Below are 9,229 nucleotides of genomic sequence, written 5' to 3'. Positions count from 1 at the left end.
AGTGTCCACTTGTTTTAATGGACACTTAGCGCACACCGAATGGCACCGTTAGGTCGGGTTCAACGGACGCTCACATATAGCTCATCATTCACGGCTGTATTCATCCAGGATGTTCAGTGTCCGGAATGCTTTGCCGGTCATCGGTCCGATGATGAACGAAGTCATACGACCAGACATGGTCGCGATATTCGAGTCGGAGCCGAACACACGACCCATCGTTCAGCCAGAGCCGTCCTTTTTTCAGCTGCTTCATTGGCACTTTGAGCCCCTCACGTCGCCACAGACGCTCGATACGCTTGTCGTTCACCAGCCAACCAGCATCTCTGAGCAGGGCAGCAATCCGGCGATAGCCGTACCGACCATACTGGCGTGTCAACTCGATCATGTCGGCAACTAGGCGGTCTTCATCAGCACGACCAACCGGCACCTGCCTTTGTGTGGATCGGCGCTGTCCCAGGACGTGACAAGCACGACGCTCGGAGATAGGGAACCGGCTGCGCACATGCTCAATACAGGCACGACGACGTGACGGGCTCAGTCGTTTCCCCGTGCGGCCTCAGACGGGATCAACTTGTCCAACGTCAGGTCTGACACGGCTCGACGCAGCCGATCATTCTCCTTCTGGAGCCGTTTGAGTTCCTTCAGTTGGTCGGTTCCCATACCGCCATATTGCTTACGCCAGCGGTAGAACGTCTGCTCAGTAATCTGCACCTGACGAATTGCGTCCACACGCGGCATCCCTTGACCGCAAAGCACCTCAACCTGCCGTAGCTTCGTGACAATCTTTTCCGGCTTGTGTCGTTTGATTCCCATCTTTGATCCTCCGTTTCCTAACTATAGGGCCGGACCACTTCAGTGCGGGAGGATCAAGACCACCACCAATCTGATCGATGATCAACTGCGTGCATCAAGTCGCGCGCAACACGCGAATGCGTTCGCAACTTCACGCAATCGTGTTTCTTGTTCCGGAAAACTGCCGAAATTTCCCATTGAGATCGGCAGCTTAATGCCTCCCTCCAAGTTCATATTCTTAGAGGCTAATTGCCGCCGGCGCCGACGGGCGTTGCCGGCATAGAATTGCCAGAATTCTCGTTGTGTCGATGACCATTAGAGGCCTCCTCGTCTAAACGATACCAACCATTAATATCGAACAGTAGATCACCTGCCCGAAGACAGAGGCCAGTCATAGATTCGCAAGACCTTAGGTTGTTTGTCGTCAGGCTCGATCTGATCTGTAGCGGCATGGCCTTTTTCGGCAATACATAATGGAAGAACGATCATGCCCGTCACCCGAATTGATAATAACAACGCCTTCCTGATGGCCATCGGAGAGGGCAGCAGAATTGAGGTTCACGGAGCGGACGCGGAAAAAGAGAGTTGGACCCAACTTAACCAATCCGCCGAGCGCGGAGAAAATGTCCTGCAATTGGAGCTTGCGACGGGATGGGAGGTTGGCGACCGCATCGCCATCGCATCCACCGGAGCCAATATGGGAGACGCCGAGGAACGCACCATCGTGGAGGTCCGGGACGGTGGGCGAGCGGTTGTGCTGGATCAACCCCTTGCCAACGACCATTTCGGCGACGTGCAAACCTATCAGAACGGCAAATCGGGTCAGGATGCGCGGGAATGGACGGTTGATCAACGCGCAGAGGTCGCCCTACTCAGTCGCAATGTCACGATCCAGGGCGATGAGGACAGCACCGAAGACGGCTACGGTGGCCATTCGATGGTTATGGATGGTGCTGACATGCACATTTCCGGAGCGGAATTTGCGCGGATGGGACAGGAGGGCGCGCTTGGACGCTATCCCCTCCATTGGCACCTGCAGGCGGATGTCTCGGGCCAATATGTAGAAAACTCGTCCATCCATCACAGTTACAATAAAGGGATCACGATCCACGGGACACAGAATGCCTGGTTGGAAGACAATGTCGTGTTTGACACGATCGGACATGGCTACTTCCTTGAGGATGGGGCGGAATTTGGCAACGTCCTAATCGACAACCTCGGATTTGTTCAGCGTGCGGCGGACAACGTGCGTGAAGCGCCGATTGCGTCGGATGCCACTGCGGTCTCCAGTTTCTGGATTCAGAACCCTGACAATCATCTCATTGGGAACCGGGCTGCTGGCTCTGATCACAGCGGATTTTGGATCATATCGCGAGAGGCCGTGATCGACCAGTCTGCGGAAACGGGTCTTTATGATGGCTATGTCCCGCGTGACCAAGCTTTTGGGGTTTTCGAAGGGAATGTAGCACACGCGAACAACCAATCCGCCCTGAGGATCGGTGGGCAGGTTGATGAAACGACGGGCGTGGTTTCTCCAAATACACCGTTTCACATCACCCAACGGGATGGCCAGAACAATGCGGTTGACTATGTCATCCAGGATTTTGAGGGCTATAAATCCGGTGGCGATGCGGTTTGGGTGCGCGGCTTTGGCGGCTCATTCGAGGATATGATCCTGGCCGATAACGGTCGCGCAACCTTCCTGCGCGGATTGCAAACCATTGAAGACAGCTTGATCGTCGGCGCGTCCGACAATGATGATGGCAGCCCAATTCGGGGAGGGGAGCGTCACGGCGTATCGCTCTATGATGAGGCCCTCGCGATCCGTGACAGTCATTTCGCTGGATTTTCAGGCACAGATGACGGCGCGTTTTCGCAACATATCGGCGTTGACAACTCAACCCGGCACAGCGTCGAGAATGTGACGTTTGAAAATGACGGCACCAACCCCTTTACCAATCGGGACCGTCAGGGGATCACCGACGAGCAAGGCACTTTCTCGGTCGGGCTTGTCGATATTGACGGGTCGATCACCGGCACGCCGGGGCAGATCCTTACACCGCGCATCGACGATGTCGGCGGCCAGTTCGTCACGGTGGATGAACCCGGTTTCAATGCGGGGCAAGGCGCAACCTATGACCCGTCTATTGGCGCATGGGTGAACCCTGTCGGCACAACAATCGGTGTTCTGGAGCATACCAGCACCAGCGTTCCCATGACGGTCACGCGCTCGGATGGTCCGCAGCTTTCTAATTTGAATGCCGACGACCGGACCGAGTTTCTGGTATTTGCAGACCAAGATCTGATCTATACGGTTGATCATCAGGGAGCACCGGACTCTCGCTTTTCAGTTGACGTCACCGATCTGCCGCGCGGCGCATCTGTTATCTTGCGCTACGTTGATCTGCCGGCAAACACGTCTATCCAAGGGGCTGATAGCGTTGGAAGTCTGGACGCCTTGATGCAGGCGACAGGATCATCCGTCTTCCGAGACGGGGGTGACACATATCTGAAACTCGTGGCGACTGAGCTTGACTATGACAGCAGCAGCGGCAGTCCGGCAATCGATCAGCGTTCCTATTCGGATAGCATCACGGTGATATCAGGCGGGGGTCGCGATCGGGGTGATGAAGTCGACGAACCTCGGGATCTCGACCGAACGGTCCCCTATGGCACCGTCGACGCAGACGATAGTATGCGTCCGGAGCGTGCACCATCCACCTCAGACACGATGGATATCGCACCAGGCGATGCGCGTTGGTCAGATACGTCAGTCTGGGATGGGTCAGCGCCGGGCGCGGACGACATCGTGTTTGTAGGGGAAGGCGAAACGCTTGTCCTCGACATCGATGCAGAAGTTGCAGGAATTATTGTGAATGGCGGCGCGCTGATCGTTGAAGATACTCAAGATATTGATTTGATCACAGACTACCTTTTGGTGATCAACGAGGGGCTGTTCCAAGTCGGTCAGGAGGACAGCCCACATCAGAATGACTTCACTCTCACTCTAGAGGGTGATGACCCTACGGCTGATATCAATCTTGAACCATTTCTCGGTCTTACGGGGATCGAGATCGTCTGACCTCACCACTCAACTGACGCAATGACGTTGCTTGGTGAGAAATACGGGCACAATCCAACTGTGAAGGAAGCCTGTTGGACTGGCTGCACGCAATGACCCAACAACTGGTGACCTCTTTTCACGATAGCTGAATTAATTTTGAAACCCGGACCCACGCTCCATCCAGAAGAAGGAAACGACCACATGCTACCACAGCTGAACCTTGACGATCTAACCATCTCAATTGTTGATACCGAGACAGATGCTTCAATCGTCACACTCACACCGGGCGATACGAATTCAGAGAGTCTTTTGTCCGGAAAGGATGTGACCCTATCAATCGAAGTAAATGATCCAGCATCGGCCGAAGAAATTGGAAGCATGCGGCTGACTCTGGGCGATCAGACGCGTTTGGAGAGTGTTGAGCCCTACGCGCTCTTTGGCGACGTGAACGGTGACTTCCGATCCGGCGAGACGCTTACTCCTGATACATTTGAGTTCAGCTTTGATGTGTTTTCCGGTGCCCGAGGACAAGGTGAGACACTCCTGTCAGAGACCATTTCATTCAGCGTCGAACCGGAAACGGATCCGGACCCCACACCGGTTGACCCTGATCCAAGTGAAGGGGCATCGATCGGTACCGAAAATGACTTCGCGGGCGTTCGGCTTTGGGTGGCAAATGACATCAGTGAAATCGACGATGCAGCATCCACTGCGGCATTGATGTTGGGTGCCAAGAACATCGCAGACAGCGATGCCAATATTACGGGATCATCCGAAACTATGATCTTGGAAGGCGCATTCATCGACACAGATCGGGGTGGCGCGCGCCAATGGTTTGACGATGTCGAAAAAGTGACCTCCGCGGCATCTGACGCCTATGATATACCCGTCTATTCCCCACGGTCTGACATCAACGTGGGTGCGGGTGAATTTGCTCTGACACGGGATATGACGGCGTCGCTGGAGACAGCCTTCGACAACAACGAGCAAATGATTGTTGTCTCTGGCGGACCCACGACGTTCGCAGGCCAAGTTGTCTCTGATTGGCTTGATAACGCACAGGGTTCAGATCAAATTTCTAAGGCCCAATGGATTTTGGAGGGCGGATTTTCACAGGTCACACATGGGGTCGACAATGATGGCGACGACACATTGGACATCGTACGAGATCCGGGGCGTGCGTTTTACAACAACAGTACATCTGGAGCCGGTCAGTCTGTTACGAACCCATCCATACAAAACTTTTTTGAAGACCTTCATGACAAGGCTTTCGACATCCTGATGACTGGCCTAGATACAAGCACGCTGTCTTCCATCGAAGATAGCTTTGTTGACGACTCGCTCTTGACATCGTTGGAAGACCAGAACAGAAATGCATCTGTCCGTGGCCCTGCTGATGCGATCGCACCGTCGATCGGTGATGATCTCGCCCGTGATTTTGCGTTGGACTACACAAAGGACGGCCGATCAGGCGAGATCATTGATATTTCTGATGTCGGAATGCTAGGCATCTTGACCGACGGCAATGATCAGTTCTCCAGTGCAGACATGTTCGATTTCTTGGCGTGATCCTAGCAGAAGCAGTTTTGGATCGGACCAATAACATTGCGTAAGCCTGTAGGATCACATTTTCCGCACGCCTAATTCTGGGGCTATCCCCAAGACGATGTTTCTTCCAATCCGATACACAAAAGAGGCCAGCTGTAATGGTTGGCCTCTTTTGCGCAACGCCGCTCCGCTTAAAACCCTGACCCGCATGGTGCTGCCCGTACTTCGATATCAAAGCCGTCCTACAATCCGTATCTGCCGATAACGCTCGCTTGGCAGTATGCAAGACCACCCGCTAGCTGCCTGCACCGGATAACCTGCCGCGTCTTTTGATTTCTTCCTTAGTAATTGCTTAAAAGGTGATCCGGACGGGGCCTGGGGTGATCGTCACGCGGCGGTTTTTGAAGAACTAGACGATCCCACCCTGTTCATAGCAGTCACCCAGGGCGTCTTGAGCAGCCCCACTTGTGTGGTTGAGTTTGAGTGTTAGTGCATGGTTGGCCTTTTGGCCCCGAAACGGCTTCTCTTCATCGTCTGTCTCCTCAGTTGCAGAACAGGCTAACTCAAAAAACCGGACGCTTCAGGGGGAGCAGGTCACCGATACTCGAGATCGGACAGGTTCGAAACCTGACGGGCCTATTGATCAGCTGATTGCAGATAATTTTGTTCGCGTCTTTATCCGGGTTTCTTGGCGACGATCATGATCGCGGACAGATGTTCTTCGTATTTTTTAAAGACACGACGCATCAGTCGGACGCGTTGTCTTGCGATACGATCGAACATCAGGTTCTTGAAAATCCTCAGCACCCCAAGCACCCCTTCATCTTCAACCAGACGCAAAGGCTGTAGAAGATGCATCGGCGCGTGCTCAATAGCCTCAATCTCGAACCCAGAAGCCTCGAGAAGTTGGCACCAATCGGATTCCGCTAACGGTCTCGCACCCACGTTGATCGCATTCGATAGTGCGTTTTTGATCTCTTCTTTCATCTCGAAGGGCGTTTTAGCGGGAGTGATGCTTAGCTCGTGGATACCGTAGCGACCACCCGGTCTCAAAATTCGAAAGGCCTCATCTGCGATCAGTTGCTTTTGCTTCTGTGATTGCATGCTCAACATCGCTTCGCCGACCACAACCGATGCTTCTCCACTCTCCAAACTGCTATCACTTGCAGTCCCTTGGATCACCTTTGCGATATCTGCACTCTCGAGCTGATGAGATGTGAACCGGACCGCGTCTTTGTCCCGTTCGATCCCAACGTAACTTGATGGCTTCATGGCAATAATCTGTTTGGCGGTTGCGGCAAGCCCAGGCGCGAACTCAACGACATCATCCGTCCAATTGATCTTAAGAGAATCCAGAAGTGAATACGTCATGTTTAAGCCACCTGGTCTGAGGACTTGCTTTCCAATCCGGGCGAGCAACCAATGACCCAGCATCTTGGACGCATCGAGCTGTGCACCAGGCAATATTTCGTTTTCGGATCCTTGTTCAGTCATATCCTGCTTTCCTCTTACGGAATTCGTGCGTCTGGCAAACCATTTCTCGGTGTAGCGTTTCAACTACTCTTCCTGACGGATCGCCTAATCTCCCGGTCCTGACCCCGGAGAAAAATCTGCTTCTTTCCCGTACGTTCCATTAAGTTCATCTGCGTCAGGTAACGGACCGCGCTTCTGGGTGATGTTAGGCCATTGTTCCGAGTATTTCGCGTTAAGCTCTAACATCGCGGGAGTTGCTTCCGCATCCACATCACTAAATATGGCCTCAGCCGGGCATTCAGGCACGCAGACCCCGCAGTCGATACATTCGTCAGGGTGGATCACAAGCATGTTCTCACCGTCATAGAAGCAATCCACCGGACAAACTTCCACACAATCGGTGTATTTGCATTTGATGCAGTTCTCGGTCACAACATATGTCATTCGGTTGTCCCGCCGGTAAGGTTGGTTTCAGGATTGGCTGCTACGCTCATCCGCTTGATCAGGAAATCTCGTAAGACCGCAGCATGATTATGCTCGAGGTCAGCGTTGGCAAAGACCAGAGTCGCAACACCATCTCTAGCAATGCCTTCTACAACTGAAACGGAGCTATTGAGGTCAAGCTCTGCGAGATATTGCAACCGGAACTCCGGCCACCGCGCGTGATCTTTGTGGAACCACCGCCTGAGGTCCGGGCTTGGCGCAACCTCTTTCGCCCAGAGAAAGAGGCTTGCCCTTTGCTTTGAAACGCCACGTGGCCAAAGACGATCGACTAAGATTCTCTTGCCATCACTGGCCAGAGGTGTCTCATAAATTCTCCGAAGCCCTAACCGACCATCGATTGTTGGAGAATGTGCCGACACCGATCATTTCCAAAATTTGTTGGCTTGGGCGATTGTCTGGAAATGCACTGCGACAACGTGGGAAGCTGCTGTGAGACTGTCAGCATCCTTTTCGTATACGCGACGCAGTTCGTCCCGGATCTCTGGATCGGGTTGAGTATACTTCACACCCATGCGCGAGAGCTTTATCGCTAATTCGAAACCCTCTTCAGGTGTCTCAGTATTCAGTGTTTCGAGCCAAGCCATAGTTTGTATCCGTGAGTGGTGGTTGCGCTGTCATCTGTGACGTGGGAACGACAATCCTATAAGATATACTATAATTGTATCTTATAGATTAAAGTCAAGCAACAATAATTCTACTGGATGAATTTTGCCAGCACTTGACCGGCCCAAAGCGGCGAACACGGTCGCGCGCTTTGGTTATGGGTTTCGGATCGTGGATTAGGTCTAGACCGTTTCAGTACCCAGATCGAAAGATGAACCCCGTTGCGGGAATGTGCGTTCCACCGTCGGTCCAAAAATATCGCGTGTCAGCATCATGTCCTTTAGCGAATGGCCGTCTAACGTTTCAAAAAATGCATCCAAAGCCTGATTGAAGGGACCAGGTAATTTGCAAAACTGTGAGATAATACAGTGGTTCTCTTGCCCAAAACATTCCGCGAGACGAAAGTCCGGCTCCGTCAATCTGACCAATTGACCGAGATTGATTTCCTCTGGTGCCTTTCCGAGGCGGATACCACCGGACCTACCCCGCACAGCGTGAAGGTAACCCTCAGTGGACAACAGGTGAACGACCTTCATGAGATGGCCCTTGGAAATATCGAATGTCTTCTGGATCTCCGCGATTGTTGTCAATTGCTCCTCATGGGCAGCTGTATATAGCAACACTCTCAAGGCGTAGTCAGTGAAGCTCGTCAGTCTCATATGTTACCCTGGGAGACTGCGCTGGTTCGTTCGCTCACGTCGAATTCCTTTCAGGTCTATCTGTGTCCGACCATACAAATTTCATAACATATAGCATACATCCATCTTAAGAAGATACTACGTGAATTATTGTTTTGTCATGGCTTTCCTATGGCTCCAGGTCGAGGTTCATGGAGGTTCATACCGACGAAGTTCTCCGAGATGAAGAGGAAGGCAAAGGGCCGCGTCACTAGGACAGGCTGAGGGCGGTGCAGGTTAGTGGACCAGCCAGATCGCCCAAAGCCCTAACTCTACTCATGCGGAGGGTTACGACTGGCTTGAGCCTGCTGCTCTCGTTCCGGCCACGTTGATCGAATATAGGCCAAGATGTCCCAGATCTCACCGTCGGTGATAGCACTCTCAAACCCCGGCATACCGCTGTTGAAATCAGTCATGCCACGGGCCGCAAGTGCGCGTCGTCCACCTAGTTTAGTGTATTCTAACAATAGAGCGTTGTCGTGATGCCAAGTTGTCCGTCGTCATGGTTTTTGGGGCCAATGGCGGTCTAAACTAAGAGAGAGTTTGGCTCATCTGATTGGTTTGATTA

Annotated in this window: 8 protein-coding genes and 1 pseudogene; 2 read left to right on the top strand and 7 right to left on the bottom strand. The window is 52.8% G+C overall.

Annotated elements, in window-relative coordinates; all coding sequences use genetic code 11:
* Positions 1-87 precede the first annotated feature (87 nt).
* Positions 88-813 (bottom strand): annotated as a pseudogene (locus Q1A75_RS22840) (IS3 family transposase); the annotation flags it as partial.
* Between the two features lie 466 nt (positions 814-1,279).
* On the opposite strand from Q1A75_RS22840, the gene Q1A75_RS22835 reads away from it, so the two are divergent.
* Together Q1A75_RS22835 and Q1A75_RS22830 are read left to right on the top strand one after the other, a co-directional pair.
* On the top strand, positions 1,280-3,874 hold the full coding sequence (locus Q1A75_RS22835) for a G8 domain-containing protein (RefSeq protein ID WP_299555740.1): 2,595 nt from the start codon (positions 1,280-1,282) through the stop codon (positions 3,872-3,874).
* A 183-nt stretch (positions 3,875-4,057) separates the two neighbouring features.
* Complete coding sequence (locus tag Q1A75_RS22830) at positions 4,058-5,425, top strand: hypothetical protein (RefSeq protein ID WP_299555742.1); 1,368 nt, start codon at positions 4,058-4,060, stop codon at positions 5,423-5,425.
* Positions 5,426-6,079: 654 nt separating this feature from the next.
* On the opposite strand, the gene Q1A75_RS22825 is transcribed toward Q1A75_RS22830, so the two are convergent.
* The 6 genes from Q1A75_RS22825 to Q1A75_RS24345 form a co-directional block, all read right to left on the bottom strand.
* Positions 6,080-6,961 carry a class I SAM-dependent methyltransferase gene (locus Q1A75_RS22825; protein ID WP_299555744.1) on the bottom strand — a complete coding sequence of 294 codons (882 nt, stop codon included), beginning with the start codon at positions 6,959-6,961 and terminating at the stop codon, positions 6,080-6,082.
* A gap of 21 nt (positions 6,962-6,982) precedes the next feature.
* Entirely contained in the window at positions 6,983-7,321 is a 339-nt protein-coding gene (gene fdxA, locus Q1A75_RS22820; protein WP_299555746.1) for a ferredoxin FdxA, read from the bottom strand.
* Positions 7,318-7,740 (bottom strand): DUF488 family protein, encoded by a 423-nt coding sequence (locus Q1A75_RS22815; RefSeq protein WP_299593166.1) that lies wholly within the window; start codon positions 7,738-7,740, stop codon positions 7,318-7,320. The genes fdxA and Q1A75_RS22815 overlap by 4 nt, the downstream gene beginning before the upstream one ends.
* A gap of 3 nt (positions 7,741-7,743) precedes the next feature.
* The gene (locus Q1A75_RS22810) at positions 7,744-7,965 is read right to left on the bottom strand and encodes a hexameric tyrosine-coordinated heme protein (protein WP_299593163.1); all 222 of its coding nucleotides are present in this window, start codon (positions 7,963-7,965) and stop codon (positions 7,744-7,746) included.
* A gap of 201 nt (positions 7,966-8,166) precedes the next feature.
* Positions 8,167-8,643: an Rrf2 family transcriptional regulator gene (locus Q1A75_RS22805; RefSeq protein WP_299593160.1), complete on the bottom strand. Its 477-nt coding sequence runs from the start codon at positions 8,641-8,643 to the stop codon at positions 8,167-8,169.
* 290 nt (positions 8,644-8,933) lie between these two features.
* Complete coding sequence (locus Q1A75_RS24345; protein ID WP_366142230.1) at positions 8,934-9,128, bottom strand: c-type cytochrome; 195 nt, start codon at positions 9,126-9,128, stop codon at positions 8,934-8,936.
* Positions 9,129-9,229: the final 101 nt, after the last annotated feature.

Source organism: uncultured Tateyamaria sp. (assembly GCF_947504105.1).
In the GTDB taxonomy this organism is placed as follows: domain Bacteria; phylum Pseudomonadota; class Alphaproteobacteria; order Rhodobacterales; family Rhodobacteraceae; genus Tateyamaria.
The sequence above is the reverse complement of the archived record's forward strand: the minus strand, read 5'-3'. Positions and strand labels throughout refer to the sequence as shown.